The following is a 17,098-nucleotide window of genomic DNA, read 5'->3' on the forward strand; positions in this document are numbered from 1 at the left end:
GGGCGGGTGCGCACGTACTACTGGTCCGCGGCAGCGGCGCGGCGCCGGACCTGGTCCTCCTGGGCGAGCCGGCGCAGCAGCTCGAACACCGGGGCGCAGATCGCGAAGACGATGACCGCCCGCTCGGCCAGCTCCACCGGGTCGTCGAGGCCGGCCGCGCGCCCCAGGTCAAGCCGGGCCACCGACTCGGCGAGCCGCGCGTAGGCGGCCAGCTCGCCGGGCCCGTACTGCGCGTCCAGTCGCCGCAGCTCCTTCAGCGCCGCCGTCAGCCCCTGTACGTGCGGTGACGTGCCCGGCGCCTGCCAGTCCAGGGCCGCGAGCAGCTCCGCCACCTCGGCCCCGGCGGCCGCTTCGGCCACCGCCTCCTCCTCGTGTCCCGCGGCCCGCTGCGCCGCCACCGGCACCGGGAGGGCGTAGCTGACCGCCCCGAGGGCGCCCTCGGAACTGTCGGCCTGGTCCACCGCCCCGAGCACCTCGCGGGTGGCGGCGATGGACAGGCCGCCGAGCGTGGTCAGCGCCTTGATCAGCCGCAGCCGCTGCACGTGCTCCTCCCCGTACTCGGCCAGGGTCGCGGCGGTCGCCCGCCCCGCGGGCAGCAGGCCCTGCCGCAGGAAGTACTTGATGCTGGCGACCGGCACACCGGTCCGCCGGCTGAGCTCCGAGATCTTCATACGGCTTCCCTGCTGGTCCCTCGGTCCGGATCCGCGATCGCGCTCGCGATTGGACACCACAACAAGATACTGCCACTATCCAGTACTGGATACCATAAGTATCCAGTTCAGGAACGCAGCCTGCACCGGAGAATCGATGCCTCATCCCACTCCCCCCTCCGTGCTCCGCCGACCCCAGTTGTGGATCGGGACGGGACTCATCGCCGCAGTGGTCTCGATGTTGTTCGCCCTGCTCTACGTGGGCGGCAACGTCAACCCCAGGGGCAACCTGCGAGATCTGCCCGTGGCCCTGGTCAACACCGACAGCGGCGCCGACGCGGGCGGCCGCCGCATCAACCTCGGCGAGCAGGTCGTCGCGGGGATCCAGCAGGCCGCCAAGGGCGAGAAGAGCATCGACTGGCAGGTCGTCAGCCGCGCGGAGGCCGACAAGCGGCTGGGCCGGGGCAAGGTCTTCGGCGCCCTCGTCATCCCGAAGGACTTCTCCGCCACGGTGACCGCGCTCACCGCTCCGCAGCCCGCGCCCCAGGGCCGGCCGGCGCCGCCGACCCTGACCGTGCTGACCAACCAGTCGGCCGGCAGCATCGGCTCCTCCATGTCCTCCCAGGCCGCCCAGAAGGCCGCCCACGCCGCCTCCGCCCAGCTCGGCCAGGAACTGCTCAAGCAGGCCGCGGCCCAGAAGGCGCCGCTCCCGACGGCCGCCCAGCTCAAGCTGGCCGACCCGGTGACCGTGAACGTCGCCGACGGCCACCCGCTCGGCTCCCGCAGCGCCATGGGCCTGAGCGCCTTCTACTACGCGCTGGTCCTCGTCGTCTGCGGCATGCTCGGCGCCAACGTCGTCAACTCCCAGGTCGACACCGCCCTCGGCTACCTGCACACCGATTTCGGGCCGATCCGCAAGCGGGAACCCGTCCAGCACACCAGTCGCGTCCGCACCCTGGCCATCGGCATGGCGCTCATGCTCGGACTGTCAGTGGTCATGGGCACCCTGGTCGAGGTCGCCACCGTCGGCATCCTCGACATGGACGCCTCCCACCTCGGCCTGCTGTGGCTCTACTCGGTCGCCACCATCGGGGTCGTCGGCATCGGCAGCCTGGCCCTGTTCGCCGCCTTCGGCACCCCCGGCATGCTGCTGGCCACCATCGTCTTCGTCGCGATGGCCGTCCCCTCCTCCGGCGCCACCGTGCCCGTACAGGCGCTGCCCGGGTTCTTCCGCGCCCTCTCCGAGTTCGAGCCGCTGCGCCAGATCACCGAGGGGCTGCGCTCGTTGCTCTATTACGGAGCCCAGGCCGACGCCGGCCTGAGCCGGGCGTGGGCCGCGATGGGTGTCGCCCTGGTGGCCGCCCTGGTCTTCGGCTTCGCCGTGACCCGCCTCTACGACCGCAGGGGGCTGCACCGCGTCCCCCTGCCCGGCACCGGGACCCCCGAGCCCACGGAGCCGGCCGAGGCGGCGGCGCCCGCCACGGCCTGATCCGACCGGGCCGCCACGGGATGCCGTGGCGGCCGTACGGCGCCCGGCTCCGAGATGTGCGCGCAGCGGTGCGGGGCCATCATGGCGGAAGGCCGGTGTGCCCGCGTCCGCAGACCGGCCACCGCACACCCGAGCCGGAGGCGACGCATGAACTTGGACGAGTCGCAGAGGGCCTGGGCCGCGATCGTCGGCGTCGTCGCCGTCATCCTCGCCGATCTCATGGCGATCATCCTGATGAACACCATCGGCCGGTGACCGATCGGGCCGCAGGCGCCTCAGTTCAGCACGCGAGCGCTGCGGGGCGGGGCGGCGGCGACGGGGGCTCGGGTGGGTCAGCGGGAGGGGCGGCCGGACGGTCTTCTCGGGATGCGGCCCAGCCGGCGCGTCGGGCGCTCCGGCCGGTCCGGGAAGTCGGCGTCCGCGTCGAGCGCGCGCGGCGGGCCGTCGCGGAGCTGGCGCCAGTGCGTGCGGTACAGCACGAAGTAGATCGCCACGAGCAGGGCGCACACCTGCATGCAGACGCCCAGCGTCACGAAGGACCACTCGCTCGTCAGGGCGTTGGTCAGGTAGGTGAAGTTCATGCCGAAGAACCCGGTCAGGAACGACAGCGGCAGGAAGATCACCGAGGCGATGGCGAGTTTGTTGATCACGAGGTTCTGCTGGTCGGCGACGAGCGAGGCGTAGGTGTCCGCGGCCCGCCGGGTCTCGTCCCGCAGGGAATCGATCTCCATCATCACCAACTGCACGGTGCGCTCGTGCTTGAGGTTGAGCGCCCGCCATTCCTCGGAGATCTCGCGGTTGGCCATCCTGCGGTGCGTCAGGAACTCCTGGGCGACCGCGGCGTAGGGAAGGAACGCGCGGTGCAGCTGTGCGGCGCGCCGTCGCAGGCGCGCCAGGCGGTGCACGTGCTCCGGCTGCCGCCCCTCGAACATCTCCTCCTCGAGATCCTCCACCTCCAGCAGTGTCCGGGCGGCGGTGCGGCGAAATCCCTCCATCACTCCGTGCATGAAGAGGAACGCCATGAGCGCCCCGTCCGTGGGCCGGTCCTGGGGCAGGCGCTCGAAGAAGGACTCGATCAGTTCCACGGGCCCCTGGTGAATGGTGATGAGGTGCTGGTCGCTGGCGAGGATGTGGAGGTGGGTGATGCCCGTGCCCTCGACCACCGGCACGACGCACCCGACGGCGCCCTCGTGGTATTCGGCCCGTACGGGCTCGTGCCGTCTGCCGAGCCACTCCCAGCCCTGACCGGTCAGTCCGAGCCGGCGGGACAGGGGCTGCCCGGGCTCATCGGGCGGGGGGTTCTCGCCCTGGTCGATGTCCACGATCACGAGGTCAGGGCTCGCCAGACGCTCCCGGGCCTCGGACAGCTCCGTGCGAGTGGCGACGCCTTCCGGCACCGACACCACCGATACGATCATCGCGCCTCACCCAGGATGACAATGTGCCGCCGGGAAGCGGGACGCCCCGGCTTCCCGCTTGCTCCGCCCGGCCGTGCTCCGCGAGCAACGCGAGACACCTCAGCCCCTGAGGCGCAACGTCCGGCACGCTACCACCGCAGGTCGCGCGGGTGGCGGCGGCGGCCGCCGGGCTCGCGGACCCGCTGACGACATCACCCGGTTCCCGCGCGGGCGGGACGCGGGCGTCGCACTCGCGCAGGAGTCAGGGCCCCGGATGCCGGCCGCCCCCGATGGCCTGCCGGTCGGCCGTCTGCGCCCGGGCACGGCGGGCGGGGTCGGTGAACGTCCGCCGGACGGACTCGTCGGAGGGTGAGTTCCGCGCGTACCGCCGGCAGACGTTCGGCCGGCCGGGTTTCGAGCAGGTCCTCCAGCATCGCGCGCAGCCGCCTGCACAGCTGGTAGGAGGTGACCCCGTACTCGCGGGTCTCGGTGACGGCCAGTTGCAGGTAGTCCTCCCAGCCGCGCCCCGGCACCACCAGCCGCGGCCGGCCCTGGGCATCGACGAGCACGTACCGGCCGCGGAGCCGGGGGCGACGAGTCCCGTCACGCGCCGGTGGTCGGGCCGCGCCCGGCCGTGGGCCTCCACGAGGGTGGTGCCGGACGGTACGAAGTCACCGACCTGGTGGGCCAGTACGAGGACGCAGTCGTGGCGGACGGCTGCGGCGATCAGTCCTGCCGCGTCGAACGCCTGGAATACGCCGCCCCGTTCGCACCGGATGCGGCTCACCGGTCCGGCCGGCGGCGGCGCGGCCCCGTCGGGCGCCGCGGAGCGGCGGATGTGCTCCGCTCCGGTGCTCACCACCTTCTCGCGCCGCCCCACCAGGTCGGCGATGGCCACGGGCCGCAGGTTGTGGGTGAACCGGTTGAGGTAGATGAGCAGGAGCATGAGGCTGACCGAGACGGCCACGCCGGACAGGGTCACCCCAGGTCCGGAACGGAGTCCGATTCGATCTTGCGCAGCAGGGAGAAGGCGTACGCGAAGGTGCCCGTGAACGTGGCCGGCACTGCCTTCTGCAGTCGGTCGCGGTACCAAAGGGGCATGTAGCGCGGCGACGACGTGCCCGTCGCCTGCTGGATGACGAGGACACCGAGATTCGGCAGTCCGAAGCGGTCCCGACCGTCCAGTTCATGCGTGGCCCATGGTAGAGCCGCCTACCGGCGCCCGCAGGAGGAGCCCGTTCGACGGGCTCGTGCGGAATTCCGCACTTAAGCTGACTGGGTGGCGTCCGAAGGGGTTCTCCCATGGCTGACTATCCACTGATCGAAGACCATGGCCTGATCGGTGATCTGCAGACCGCGGCCCTGGTGACCACGGACGGAACGATCGACTGGTTCTGCTGTCCGCGTTTCGACTCCCCCAGCGTCTTCGGGGCCCTTCTCGACTGGGAGAAGGGCGGCCATTTCTCGGTCCGACCCGCGGAAGACGCCTATACCACCAAGCAGTTGTATCTGCCCGACACCGCGATTCTCGTGACGCGCTTCATGACCGAGTCCGGTGCGGGCGAAGTCGTCGACTTCATGCCGGTGACGGGGGGAACGGCCACCGACCGCCACCGCCTGGTCCGCATGCTCCGATGCGTACGCGGCAGCATGACGTTCCAGGTCGAGATCGCCCCCCGGTTCGACTACGGCCGCAAGACCCACTCGCTGCAGATCACCGAGAACGGGGCCGTATTCACCTCGGACGGCCTGGAACTCACCCTCAGCGTGGTGCGGGAACCGGAGGACGAACGACGGGTGCACGGTCTCACCGGAGATCACGACCTGCGGGTCGAGCTCGCACTCGAAGCCGGCCAGCAGCGGGGCCTGGTGATGGAGTCGGCCGCGGCGGGCCCGCCGCGCGAGATCCGCGTCACCGAGTTCCAGGAGCTCTTCGCCGAGACCAGGGGCTACTGGCGGTCGTGGCTGCGCCAGTCCCGGTACACGGGCCGGTGGCGCGAGACGGTGGAGCGCTCGGCCGTGACGCTGAAGCTGATGACGTACGCACCCAGCGGCGCCCTGGTGGCGGCCCCCACGGCGGGCCTGCCGGAGCAGCTGGGCGGTGAGCGGAACTGGGACTACCGGTTCACCTGGATCCGGGACGCGTCCTTCTCCGTGTACGCCCTGCTGGGGCTGGGGTTCACGGACGAGGCGAGGGCGTTCATCGGCTGGCTGAGTGACCGCGTGAAGGAGAAGGCCGGCCGCGACACCGACACCGGGCCGCTGAACATCATGTACCGGGTGGACGGTTCCTCCGACCTCTACGAAGAGACCCTGGAGCACTGGGAGGGGTACCAGGGATCCTCGCCGGTGCGCATCGGCAACGGCGCGGCGACCCAGTTGCAGCTGGACATCTACGGCGAGGCACTGGACAGCATGTCCTTCGCCCACCAGCACGGCATCCACCTCGACATCCAGGGCTGGGCGTCGCTGCGCGCCCTGCTCGAATGGCTGGTGGACCACTGGGACCAGGCCGGTGAAGGGCTGTGGGAGACCCGCGGCGGACGCCAGCACTTCACCTACGGCCGCGTGATGTCCTGGGTCGCGTTCGACCGCGCGCTGCGGCTCTCGGTCGCCCACGGCCGGCCGGCGGAGAGCGGCCGCTGGGCCGCCGAGCGCGACGGCATCTACGAGCAGATCCTGGCCAAGGGCTGGGACCCGGCGCGCAAGGCGTTCGTCCAGCACTACGGGAGCGACGTGCTCGACTCGTCGCTGCTGCGCATGCCGACGGTGGGTTTCATCACCCCCGACGACCCGATGTGGACCTCGACCCTGGACGCCATGGACCGGGAGCTGGTCACCGACAGCCTGGTCTACCGCTACAACCCCGAAGCGTCGCCCGACGGCCTGCGCGGCTCCGAAGGGACCTTCTCGCTGTGCACCTTCATGTACGTCGACGCCCTCGCCCGGGCCGGGCGGACCGATCAGGCCAGGCTCGTACTGGAGAAGATGATGACGTACGCCAACCACCTCGGCCTGTACTCGGAAGAGATCGGGCTGACGGGACGGCAGCTCGGCAACTTCCCGCAGGCGTTCACCCACCTGGCGCTCATCGACGCGGCCATCACACTGGACGACACCTTGAACCGCATGCAGCAGGACTAGGGGCCCCTAAGCCGTCTCCCCCGCGGCGGGAGGAGCTCCGGGCGGTGCCGGGCCGAGCAGCACGATCAGGTCACCCGCTTGCGGGACCACGGCCCGGGTGCCGTCGAACGGCTCCAGCCGGCCGTCGTCCCGGACCACGAACAGCGGTTCGTGTTCCGGGGGGAGCGGACGGGACGCCGGCTGTACGAGGAACCGGGCGCCTTGTTCGTACCGCGCCGCGAGGACGTGCCGGACGAGTGAACCGCCGAACAGGACGGCGCCGCCCGTGTAGGGCGCGACGACGCCGTGGCTCTCGTGCGGCGGTCCCACCCGGTAGACGGGCCCCTCGACGTTGTCTTCGACCAGCACCGAGGCGAGCGCGTTGAAGTCGTCGTCGTCCGTCAGCAGGAACACCGCATTGACCCCTTCCAGCCGCGCCCTCGGGTTGGTGGCCGTCGCCAGCAGGTCGCCACGGGCCAGTTGGATCCCGGCGTCCTTGATCCGTTCACGCTCCTCGTCCAGCCCTGCCCACATCTGCACGTCGAGTCCCGTCGACCGCAGGGCGCTTGCCAGTGCGACCGCCCACGGTGCCCCGCCCACCAGCAGGGGCCGGCTGCGGTTCGGCCTGGCGACACCGAGGCCCCGGGCCACCGGGGCGGCGGTCAGGGCGTACAGCACGACCGTCGAGACGATCACCAGGAAGGTGACGGGCAGGATCTTCGGGGCGCCGCGCAGCCCCAGTTCGACGAGGGACGCGGCGAAGGCGGCCGCGGTGGAGGCGGCGACGATGCCGCGCGGGGCCATCCATCCCGTGAAGGCCCGTTCCCCGCGGGTCATGTCCTTGCCCCAAGTGGCGGCGAGGGCCACCAGCGGCCGCACCACGAGGACGAGGACCGCGACGAGGACGAGCGTGGGAAGGAGCACGGGCTTCAGGGAGGCCGGGGTGACGCTCGCGGAGATCGAGATGAACAGCAGCCCGATGATCAGCTGGACCAGGGTCTCGAAGAAGGGCCGGCGGGCGGGCATGCCGAAGCCCCGCATGTTGGCCGCGGCCATCCCGGTGACGATCGCGGCGATGAGCCCGGTGTCGTCACGGACGATGTCGCATCCTGCCGATACGGCGATCACCGTGGCCAGCTGCGCCAGCGTGCCGAGCGCCTCGCCGAGCCGGAGCACGCGCAGGGTCAGCCACAGCAGCGCGAACCCCACGGCGCCGCCGGCCAGGCCGACGGCCATGCTGATGAGGAACTGGCCGATCTGGTAGCCACGCCCGAGGTCGACGCGGCTGGTGGTGGCGACGGCGTGGAAGACGACGGCTCCCAGAATGGCACCGATCGGGTCGGTCAGTGTCCCTTCCCAGATCAGCAGGCGCCGTACCTTGTCCGTCGGCCGCACGTAGTGGAGCAGCGGCCCCACCACCGTGGGCCCCGATACGACGAGGATCATGCCCACCATCGCCGCCACCCTGAGCGACATGCCGAACAGGGCCGGCCCGACGGCGCACACGGCGAAGAAGGTGAAGCCCACGCCGAAGAGCAGCAGCCTGCCCACGACCGCGCGGGTCTGGCCGGTGAGGTTGCGCAGGTCCAGGCCGAGACCGGCGTCGTAGAGGATCACCGCCACGGACAGGGACACCAGGGCCGAGAAGTCCTCCCCGACCAGCTGGTCCGGGTGGATGACGTCGGTGAGGGCGCCCGCGGCGAAGCCGGCCGGCAGCAGCAGGATCAGGGCGGGGACGCGCATCTTGCCGGCGAGGATCTGGCAGGCGGTGGCCAGGGCCACGACCAGGGCGATGCCGAGGAGGATGTCGTCCTCGCTCACAGCGGGTTCCTTCCTCGCCCCACGGGCGCGACGGGGACTCGACGGGGTTGCGCGGGCGGCCAGCGATGCCGTCGGCGGATCCGCCCGAGCGGCCACCGTTGGGCGCCGTGAGGTCAGTCGCCGTCGGCGGCGTCGCCCCGCGCCGGGCCGGTCCGCCGCAGGTCGGATTCGGCCAGGGACTCCAGCTCGCCGTGCGTGTCCATCCAGTAGAGGAAGAAGACGGCCGGGGCGACGAGCACCAGGGCCACGAGGCTGACCACCAGCAGCCAGGTCAGGGTCTGCGGATCGCCCGCGGCGTCCGCCACAGACAGGGACGTGGGGATGAGGTAGGGGCGCTGGGCCAGCCCCCAGGCGAAGACGGCCGCGCCGACGGTGCCGACGCAGCTGAACCGGGCCCAGTGGACCCTGCCCCGCTGTACGAGCAGCCCGGTGGCGACGAAGAACGCCGCGGACACGATCACGAGGGCGAGTCCCGCGCCGTGGGTGAGTCCGTGCCAGACGTGGGGGGCTTCGGTCCGGGTGACGAGGAGTACGCCGACGGCCGTCATGGCGACCGCGACGAGAGCGACGAGGGCGCGCAGCCGGAAGTAGCCGACGAGGTCGGGTGTGTCGAAGCGGGTGGCGTCGGCGCTCAGGAACACGGCGCCGAGCAGTGCGGTCGTCGCGATGGTGAGGAGTCCGAACAGGAGGGACGCGGGGCCCGCCCACGCGTCCGCCGAGGCCTCGGTGCCCGGCGCGATCCGGCCGGAGGCGATGGCGCCGACGGCGGCCCCGAGGAAGAACGGGGTGAGCAGGGAGGCGATGGCGAAGACGGCGCCGTACAGGCGCCGCCGGGCCAGCCGGCGGGAGGGTTTGCGCAGGGCGAATCCGGCGCCGCGCAGGACCATGCCGAGGGCGGCCAGGGCGAGCGGGAGCCACAACGCGGTGAACACGGTCTGGAACAGCACCGGGAACCCGGTCCACATGATGATCAGCACGAAGACCAGCCAGACGTTGTTGACCTCCCACACGGGTGCCATGGCGTGGTCGATCAGCCATCTGGGGCGTTTGCCGCGCTCGGCTCCGCCGGCGGTGAGGTCCCAGAAGCCGGCCCCGTAGTCGGTTCCGCCCGCGCAGGCGTACGCGACCACGGCGAGCAGCAGCACGAAGGCGACGACGTCCGCCATCACCGTTCACCGCCCCCCGGCGACCCGGCGCCCCCGTCCCCCGGGGACCGGGCGCCGCCGGCCGGGGCCGCAGGGCGCGGCCCGTAGGGGGTGGCGGACTCCGGTGCCTCCAGCGGCCGCTCGTCCGTCGTTTCGTCGGCCAGGCGCCAGCGGTCGCGCATCCTCAGCAGGACGACGAGGAACGCCGCGAAAACGCACGCATACAGGACGATCACCAGGCCGAACATGGTCCAGAGGCTGGCGGAGCGGGTCGACGTGACGGCCTCGGCGACGCGCATGTTCTCGTACACGATCCAGGGCTGGCGGCCCACTTCGGCCGTGACCCAGCCCGCTTCGACGGCGACCACGGAGGCCGCGCCGGCGCAGGCGGCGCCGGCATAGAACCACTTGGAGCGGGGCAGCCGGCGGTGGCGGAGCCAGACCAGCCCGTACACCAGGGCGAGCAGTACGAGGAGGCTGCCGATCCCGACCATGAGGTCGAAGGCCCAGTGGGCGATGGTGGCCTGGGTGGCGTTCGGCCGGTCGGCCGCCGGTACCGAGGTCAACCCGGTGACCTGGGTGTCCCGGCTGAACCCGGCCAGGATGGAGTCGAACTGGGGGATCTTGATGCCGCCGGAGATGGTGCCGTCCGGGTGGAGCCGGCCGAACAGGTATTCCGGAACGTGCGTGTCGGTGTTCCAGACGATCTCCATGGCCGCGAACTTCACGGGCTGCTTGTGGAAGACCTGCCGGGCGATCGAGTCCCCCAGGAAGAACTGCACCGGAGTGGTCACGGCGGCGAGGGTGAAGGGGACCGCGAAGCCGAGCCGGTGATAGTGGTCACGGCGGCCGCGCAGCCATCCGACGGCGTAGACGCCGGCCACCACGTAGCCCGCCGTCACCAGCATCGCGACCACGAAGTGCCAGTACTGGGGGCCGAACATCGGGGTGAAGAGGGCCTTCCACACGTCGACGTCCACCGGCTTGCCCTGGGCGTCGAGCGTGAACCCCTGGGGGGTGTTCATCCACGAGTTGGCGGCCAGGATGCCGAAGGCCCCGAGCAGTGCGGTGGCCGGCAGCGGGAGCCCGAGCAGGAAGTGGGTGCGGGGGTTCAGTCTGCGCCAGCCGTACAGGTAGATGGCGATGAGCACCGCTTCGAGGAAGAACGCCCAGGCCTCGACGCCGAACCCGATGCCGAAGACGTCGCCCCACCGGCCCATCAGCCCCGGCCAGAGCAGGCCGAACTCGAACGACAGCACGGTGCCGGTGACGACGCCGATCGCGAACTGCACGGCCATCACCGCCGACCAGCGCCGGGCCAGCAGCAGGGCCGTGGCGTCGCCCCGGCGCAGGCCGCGGTAGTGCATGACGAGGGTGATGAGCGGCAGCGCCACTCCCATCGGTACCAGGACGATGTGGGAGCCGAGGGTGAAGGCCATGAGCTCCCTGGCCGGGAGCAGTTGGGCGGGGCCGTCCGCCAGCAGATGCACCGTGGTGTGCATACGTTCCTTTGCCGCTCGGAAGGTCGGGTGGGAGGAGGCTCAGCCGCCGGTGGCGAACCCGGGGAAGAGGGTCATCCCGCCGTCCACGAAGAGTGTGGTCCCCACGACGTAGTCCATGAGGTCCGAGGCGAGCGCCACGGCCGCGTGCGCGATGTCCTCGGGCTCGCCGATGCGCTCGTACGGGATCAGCCGGAGCAGGTCCTTGCGGGCCTCCGGCGTCTCCCAGGCGCTCCGGTTGATCGGCGTCTTGATGGCTCCGGGCGCGATCGCGTTCACGCGGATCTTCTTGGGCGCGAGTTCCTGGGCCAGGGTCTCCATCAGCATCTGCACGCCGCCCTTGGAGGAGGCGTAGTTCGCGTGCCCCGCCCAGGGAATGACCTGGTGCACGGAGCTCATGCAGATGATCTTGCCGGCCGCCCGGGACACCTCCGGGACGACGCCGCGCCGCAGGAACTCCTTCGTCGCTTCCCGCGCGCACAGGAACTGGCCCGTGAGGTTGACGTCCAGCACCTTCTGCCACTGGGCGAGCGTCATCTCCTGGAACGGGGCGTCGCGCTGCAGCCCCGCGTTGGCGACCAGGATGTCGATCGTGCCGAACTCCTGGACCATCCGGTCCATCATCGCCACGACCTGGTCCTCCTGGGACACGTCCGCCTCGTACGCGGCGGCGCGCACGCCGAACGAGGCGATCTCCTCGACCACCTTCTCGGCCTCGTCCGCGCCGGCCACGTAGTTCACGACCACGTCGGCGCCGGCCCGGCCGAGGCCGATGGCGGTTGCCATGCCGATTCCGCTGTTGGCGCCGGTGACCAGCGCCTTCTGGCCCTTGAGCAGGCGGGTGGGGATCACTCCCTGCGGTGCGCCCTCGGTGGAACTCACGATCGACTGCCTCCTCGACTACCCGGTCCGGACCGCCCGACCGCGGCCCGACAGGGTTCGGACGACACGGAAGCACCCGCCGCGCCGATCGGCGGTCCGGGCGAGGCGCCTTTGGGCCGCCCGGTGGAGCAGCAACGCCCGGTCGGGGCAATCCGCGGGGTCAGCCGAGCCGTTCCAGGAGGTGGTCACCCACCCGCAGGGCGTTCGCGATCGCGGTGAGGGACGGGTTGACCGCCCCGATGCTCGGGAAGAAGCTCGTGTCGACCACGTACAGGTTGTCCAGGTCGTGGGCCTTGCAGTGCACGTCGAGGGCGGAGGTGGCCGGGTCGTCGCCGAACCTGACGGTGCCGGCCTGATGGGCCGTGGCACCGATCGGCATGCCCTTGTGGAGGTAGATGCTGTGCGACAGGAGCCGGTGTTCGTGCATGCCCAGCCGGCCGAGCATGCCCTGGAGCTTGTGCCGCAGCCGCTTGAGCCCCTCGGTGTTGTTGCTCTCGTCGAGCGCGAGACGGATGGTGCCGTCGCCGTCGAGGGTGACCCGGTTGCCGGGCTGGGGAAGGTCCTCGCCGCACAGCCAGAAGTCGACGGCGTGGTGGGCCAGTACCTCGAAGGGCATGTCGGGAGTGACGGCGCCCGCCCAGCGGGGGGCCTCGCCGTGGATCTGCTCGGCGTCGGACTTGCCGAGCATCTGGATGCCGCCCAGCGGGTAGTCCCAGTCGTCGGCGCCGAGGTACCAGTCGTGCAGGGCCAGGGTCTTCTGGAACCTGGTGGGGTTGGGTTCCTTCGAAACGGCCATCAGGGCGAGGTTGTTGTGCCGCATGTAGTGGCGGCCGACCACGTCGGAGCTGTTCGCCAGGCCGCGGGGGTGGCGGTCGTCGGCCGAGGCCAGCAGCAGGGCCGCCGAGTTGACCGCCCCGCAGGCGACGACCACGATGTCCGCCGAGTAGGACGCTTCGCCGCCGTCCTCGCCGCGGGTCAGGACCCCGGTGACACTGCGTCCGGTCGGGTCGGTCTCCAGCCGGACCACCCGGGCGTTGGTGACCATTTCGACGTTGGGGTGCCGCAGCGCCGGCTCCACGCAGATCACCTGGGCGTCGGACTTGCCGCGCACCAGGCAGGGGAATCCGTCCACCCGGTCGCAGCGGATGCAGACGCTGGAACTGGCCGCCCGCCCGTTCTCGTCCTGGAGCAGGTCGACGCCGACGGGCAGGTGGAAGGGGTGCAGGCCCCGTTTCTCCAGGTCGTCGCTCAGCTGCTGGATCCGCGGCTCGTGTTCGACCGGGGGGTGGGCGTACTGGGCGCTGTACGGGCCCTCCCACGGGTCCTCCCCGTGGCGGCCGTGCACCTTGTAGAGGTGCTCGGCCTCGGTGTAGTACGGCTCCAGGTCCTCGTAGCGGATCGGCCAGGCCGGCGACAGCCCGCCGTGGTGGCGCAGCTCGCCGAAGTCCTCGGGCCGCAGCCGGAAGAGGGCGGCGCCGTAGAACTTGGTGTTCCCGCCGACGTAGTAGTTCACCTCGGGCGGGAACTCATTGCCGTGCTGGTCCAGCCAGAACTCCGGGGCGCGGTACTTGGCCTTCACGAACACGGCGGTGGAGTCCCAGTTGTCCCGCTCGCGGGGGAGGTAGTCGCCGCGTTCGAGGATGAGGACCCGCTTGCCGGACGGGGCCAGCCGGTGGGCGAGCGTACCGCCGCCGGCGCCGGAACCGATGACGACGACGTCGTAGTGCGGGGAGTCGCCCACGGCGACCACCGTCCTTGCGCTCGTGGGCCGCGCCCTTCCGGCCGGCCTCCCGCTGCGCGCCGCCGGGGTGCGGCAGCCACCCCCGTCCTTCGAACGTATCGCTCGGTGCCGCGGGCGGCGACCGGGGCGGGCTACCGCACGGCCGTCACAGGACCGCGATCGGGTTCACCGGGGAGCCGGTGGCCGCCGGGAGCCTGAGCGGCGCGACCGCGCACAGGAAGGACCACCGGCCGGCCCGGGCACACGCCCGGGTCAGCTCCTCGAACTGCAGGTAGTCCATCAGCGGCAGTCCCATGGCGTGCACGGCCAGCACGTGCACGGGGAAGTCCGTCCCGGCCACGGCGCTGGGGGCCGTGTCGTTGTTGCCGTCCGATCCCAGTACGCAGACCTGCCGCTCGGCCAGGAACCGGACGGCCGTGGGGTGGAGTCCGGCCCGGGCGCGGGCCGCGTCCCACGCCCCGCGCTCCTCCCGCCGTGGGCGGTGCCCCACCCGCACGAACAGCATGTCCCCCGGTCCGACCCGGACCCCCTGGGCGGCCTCCGCCGCGGCCAGCTCAGCGGCGTACACGTGTTCGCCGGGCTCCAGCCACGGCACGCCCCGTAGCCGCGGTACGTCCAGGAGCACGCCCCGGCCGACGACGCCGTCCCGGAAGACCTCGACGGAGAGGGCGCGGGCGCCCTCGGGCGTCACACTGCCGGCCGGCACGCCGTTGTAGAGCTCCCCGTCGAAGAGCACGTGGCACAGCGCGTCGAGGTGACTGTCCGCGTCGCCGTGTACGTTCATGGCGAACCGGTCGCGCGCGAAGTGCAGCCCCTCGGCGGTGCTCTCACCGGTGGCGGGGGCGAGCATCGTGTGGTGCGCGGGGTCGGGATTGTCCGGCCCGGGCAGCGTTTCGATGGGCGCGGCCAACGACACCGTGAGCCCGGAGCGGACCTGGCCGGCGGCGGCCGCGACGCGCTCGGGCGTCAGGTGGCCGAGAGTGCCGCGCCGGTCGTCGGGGGCGCGCGGGCTCCGCTGCCGCAGCTCCTCGTACAACGCGCGGAAGGCCGCACCGGTCATGGGCCCCGGCACCTGCGGCCCGCTGTCCGGGCTCACCACGAGCCCCACGGGGCCAGGCCCCAACGGAAGACGTGGGTGTCCCCCGGTTCCAGGACCGTGAGCGCCGTGCCGCTGCGGAAGGCGTCGGCCGGGCAGGACATCGGCTCGATGGCGACGCCGCGCCTGCGCCGCCCGGGCTCCCCCAGCGTGTCCCCGGTGTACAGCTGTACGTAACGGACGCCTTCGGGGAGCCGTACGTCGATGCCGCGCCGCGCCGATGGGTGCGCCAGTCGGACCGCGACGTGGCCGGCGGGGTCCCGGTCGAGGCCCGTGTACGCGGTGTCCAGCCGCACCGCGCCGATGGGCCGGGCCTCGCGGAAGTCGTACTCCGTGCCGTCGACCGGTTCCTCGCCGGCCGGCAGGCCGTGCGCGTCGGTACGCAGGCGGATGCGGGCCGGCACGGTCAGCAGGGCGGTGTCCACGACGTCGGTGCCGACGGTCAGGTAGGGGTGCTGGCCCACGCCGTAGGGCGCGGCCGTGTCACCCGCGTTGGTGGTGGTGACGGTGGTTTCGAGCCCGTCGCGGCCGAGCCGGTACCCGGCGGCCACTTCCAGCCGGTACGGGTACCCGGGCTGCGGGAAGAGGGTGGTGCCCACCGTGACCGCGTCCTCGGCGCGGTCGAGCAGCCGCCACGGTACCCACCTGAGGAGCCCGTGGATCGCGTTGCCGTTCTCCGGCTCGGTCAGCGGGAGCTGCAGGTCGGCGCCGCCGAAGCGGTAGCGCCCGGCTGCCACCCGGTTCGGCCAGGGCACGAGGAGCTGGCCCCGTCCTCCGGTGATCGGCTCGTGGGCGGCGAACCCGTCGAGCAGCGGCCGGCCGCCCACCTCGTAGCTGCGCAGCGCACCGCCGAGTTCCACCACCACCGCCGTCTGGGCGCCGCGGCGCAGCCGCCACTGTTCTCCGGACGCTGTGGGGGGCATGTTCGGCTCCTCGGTCGGCCAGGTTCTTCCACTTTCGGCGCACGCGGTCCGCGGCGCACTTCGGAAACCGTCGCGACGCCGTCCACCGGAACACCGGACCGCCGCACACCCGCCGGTGCCGTCGCGTACGGGCCGTACGGCTGCGGGCCGCCCGCCCCCGTCGCTAGGACAGGTGCTTGTAGCGGTGCGGTTCGACCACCGTGGAGAGGCCGTTGAGCAGGAGGCGGGTACTGCCGCGGAGGTGGGCGACGTCCTGGCTGCCGTCATCGGTGACGACGAGCAACGCGTACTGCTCGGTTCAGGTGGGCCGGCAGCCCCGTTGCGGCGCTTGCTCGAGTTCGACCGTCACGGCGAGGCGCGCGGCGGGCTCCGGCCGGCCGAACGCGATGACCGCGGCGGCCGATCCGGCGGGCGGGAGGGCCGCGACGATCCCCGCGGTGAGGGGCGCGATGCCCGTGAAGCGCAGGTCGCGCCAGTTGGCGGGGTCGCTCCACCGGACCCGCCACTTCTGGTCCATGAGGGCGTCCCGACGGCTGCGCGCGTACGAATGGCCGTTCCACCAGTACTCGGTGGCCATCCTCGTGACAGGCCCGGCCTGCCGGTAACCGGCGGGGATGACGGTGGTGGTCCACCGTGCGACAAGGAAGCGGGCCGTCCGGCAGACCGGACGGCCCAGGCCGAGCGTGCCCACGCACACCAGTGCCGACGGCGCTGCCCAGGACCAGGGGTTTCCGGCGCCCCACCGGATCCCCCACGCCACGGCGGCGGCCCGTACGGCCGGGACCGGCAAGCTGACGGCCAGCACGACACACGCCCGCACGAAACCCACGCCGACCTCCGCCAACCACTTGCCCAGCAGTCTCATGGCCCTTCCCCCGCCTTCCGTCCGGTGCTCCCACCGTGCACCCGGCGGAGACTGCCACAGCCGTGGCCGGCCGGGGAGTGGGCCCAGCCCCACCCACCCGTGCGTCCAGGCCGATACCGCCCCGGCCGAGCGCTGCTTAGCGTCGAAAGCATGGAAACCAACGCGCACACGCCGATCGACGCGGCACTCCTCGACAACCCGCGCGTCCGAAGGGCCTTCGACACGGTGAGGACCGGCGTCCTGGTGTACGGCGTGCTCGGCACCGCCGCCCTCATGGCGGTCATCGCGGTGTCGAGCAGCGGTCATCTGGTGAACGCGTTCATGTGGGTACGGGCCCGCAGCTCCGCCCTGCGCGCCGCCTTCCCCAAGTCCCGAGAAGGTGAAAACGGGTAGCGGGCGGTGTCCTGGCGCCGGGTCCGGCGTTGGGAAAAGGGCATCGATCTCGGGTGGCGGCAGTGCCGCCCGGC

The 17,098-nt window shown here is 71.9% G+C and carries 15 protein-coding genes; 3 read left to right on the top strand and 12 right to left on the bottom strand.

What is annotated here, in order from left to right; genetic code table 11:
- Nucleotides 1-17: 17 nt before the first annotated feature.
- Nucleotides 18-671, bottom strand: coding sequence for a MerR family transcriptional regulator (locus ACWGH1_RS20235; RefSeq protein WP_453357354.1), 654 nt, complete (start codon nt 669-671; stop codon nt 18-20).
- 136 nt (nt 672-807) lie between these two features.
- Between ACWGH1_RS20235 and ACWGH1_RS20240 the strand changes: the two genes are divergently transcribed.
- Nucleotides 808-2,139: a YhgE/Pip family protein gene (locus ACWGH1_RS20240; protein WP_453357353.1), complete on the top strand. Its 1,332-nt coding sequence runs from the start codon at nt 808-810 to the stop codon at nt 2,137-2,139.
- A 332-nt stretch (nt 2,140-2,471) separates the two neighbouring features.
- On the opposite strand, the gene ACWGH1_RS20245 is transcribed toward ACWGH1_RS20240, so the two are convergent.
- The 3 genes from ACWGH1_RS20245 to ACWGH1_RS20255 form a co-directional block, all read right to left on the bottom strand.
- Nucleotides 2,472-3,557 (bottom strand): CorA family divalent cation transporter, encoded by a 1,086-nt coding sequence (locus tag ACWGH1_RS20245; RefSeq protein ID WP_453408872.1) that lies wholly within the window; start codon nt 3,555-3,557, stop codon nt 2,472-2,474.
- Nucleotides 3,558-3,798: 241 nt separating this feature from the next.
- Nucleotides 3,799-4,503, bottom strand: a complete 705-nt coding sequence (locus tag ACWGH1_RS20250) for a DUF2254 family protein (RefSeq protein ID WP_453354988.1) — start codon at nt 4,501-4,503, stop codon at nt 3,799-3,801.
- Between the two features lie 11 nt (nt 4,504-4,514).
- Nucleotides 4,515-4,637 (bottom strand): hypothetical protein, encoded by a 123-nt coding sequence (locus tag ACWGH1_RS20255; protein WP_453354989.1) that lies wholly within the window; start codon nt 4,635-4,637, stop codon nt 4,515-4,517.
- Between the two features lie 201 nt (nt 4,638-4,838).
- Between ACWGH1_RS20255 and ACWGH1_RS20260 the strand changes: the two genes are divergently transcribed.
- A complete protein-coding gene (locus tag ACWGH1_RS20260) occupies nt 4,839-6,680 on the top strand; it encodes a glycoside hydrolase family 15 protein (RefSeq protein ID WP_453408873.1) in 1,842 nt (613 codons plus the stop codon).
- 6 nt (nt 6,681-6,686) lie between these two features.
- On the opposite strand, the gene ACWGH1_RS20265 is transcribed toward ACWGH1_RS20260, so the two are convergent.
- The 8 genes from ACWGH1_RS20265 to ACWGH1_RS20300 all read right to left on the bottom strand — a co-directional run bounded on the left by ACWGH1_RS20265 (nt 6,687) and on the right by ACWGH1_RS20300 (nt 16,631).
- The gene (locus ACWGH1_RS20265; protein WP_453354991.1) at nt 6,687-8,480 is read right to left on the bottom strand and encodes a cation:proton antiporter; all 1,794 of its coding nucleotides are present in this window, start codon (nt 8,478-8,480) and stop codon (nt 6,687-6,689) included.
- Between the two features lie 113 nt (nt 8,481-8,593).
- A complete protein-coding gene (locus ACWGH1_RS20270) occupies nt 8,594-9,646 on the bottom strand; it encodes a cytochrome d ubiquinol oxidase subunit II (RefSeq protein WP_453354992.1) in 1,053 nt (350 codons plus the stop codon).
- The gene (locus ACWGH1_RS20275) at nt 9,646-11,127 is read right to left on the bottom strand and encodes a cytochrome ubiquinol oxidase subunit I (RefSeq protein ID WP_453408874.1); all 1,482 of its coding nucleotides are present in this window, start codon (nt 11,125-11,127) and stop codon (nt 9,646-9,648) included. Before ACWGH1_RS20275 ends, ACWGH1_RS20270 begins: the two co-directional genes overlap by 1 nt.
- 39 nt (nt 11,128-11,166) lie before the next feature.
- On the bottom strand, nt 11,167-12,006 hold the full coding sequence (locus tag ACWGH1_RS20280; protein ID WP_453356584.1) for an SDR family oxidoreductase: 840 nt from the start codon (nt 12,004-12,006) through the stop codon (nt 11,167-11,169).
- Nucleotides 12,007-12,166: 160 nt separating this feature from the next.
- On the bottom strand, nt 12,167-13,747 hold the full coding sequence (locus ACWGH1_RS20285; protein WP_453408875.1) for a GMC oxidoreductase: 1,581 nt from the start codon (nt 13,745-13,747) through the stop codon (nt 12,167-12,169).
- A 145-nt stretch (nt 13,748-13,892) separates the two neighbouring features.
- Nucleotides 13,893-14,807 (bottom strand): cyclase family protein, encoded by a 915-nt coding sequence (locus ACWGH1_RS20290; RefSeq protein ID WP_453354662.1) that lies wholly within the window; start codon nt 14,805-14,807, stop codon nt 13,893-13,895.
- A 32-nt stretch (nt 14,808-14,839) separates the two neighbouring features.
- Complete coding sequence (locus tag ACWGH1_RS20295; RefSeq protein ID WP_453354663.1) at nt 14,840-15,766, bottom strand: aldose 1-epimerase family protein; 927 nt, start codon at nt 15,764-15,766, stop codon at nt 14,840-14,842.
- Between the two features lie 298 nt (nt 15,767-16,064).
- Complete coding sequence (locus ACWGH1_RS20300) at nt 16,065-16,631, bottom strand: hypothetical protein (RefSeq protein WP_453354664.1); 567 nt, start codon at nt 16,629-16,631, stop codon at nt 16,065-16,067.
- Between the two features lie 150 nt (nt 16,632-16,781).
- Between ACWGH1_RS20300 and ACWGH1_RS20305 the strand changes: the two genes are divergently transcribed.
- A complete protein-coding gene (locus ACWGH1_RS20305; protein WP_453354665.1) occupies nt 16,782-17,024 on the top strand; it encodes a hypothetical protein in 243 nt (80 codons plus the stop codon).
- Nucleotides 17,025-17,098 lie beyond the last annotated feature (74 nt).

It is taken from the genome of Streptomyces sp. NPDC054883 (genome assembly GCF_053610645.1).